The sequence below is a fragment of the Psychroflexus maritimus genome, from assembly GCF_011089875.1.
GTDB lineage: Bacteria > Bacteroidota > Bacteroidia > Flavobacteriales > Flavobacteriaceae > Psychroflexus > Psychroflexus maritimus.
On sequence record NZ_JAANAS010000125.1, the window covers coordinates 1 to 252 of the forward strand.

The 252-nt window shown below is 35.7% G+C and carries 1 protein-coding gene; it reads left to right on the forward strand.

All coding sequences use genetic code 11. From position 1 onward, the window contains the following. On the forward strand, window positions 1-252 hold a 252-nt coding region (locus G7034_RS11805; RefSeq protein WP_166401164.1), incomplete at both ends, for a hypothetical protein.

Consider the following 252-nt stretch of genomic DNA (forward strand, 5'->3'; position numbering starts at 1 on the left):
GAAGATTACACCACAGCTAGTCAGCAAATTTTTGTCCGCGTCACTGAAACAGAAACCGGCTGTTTTTCTTTTACTTCTTTCGATTTAATTGTTAATGAAATTCCTCCTCTTCAAGATGGACAAACCAATTTTGTGTGCGATTTAAACGATGACGGCAATGCTAGTTTCTTTTTGCCTTTTGCTGAAAATTCCATTATTGATGATGCCGAAGGTTTTAGTTTTCAATATTTTGAAACTTTAGCTGATGCAGAA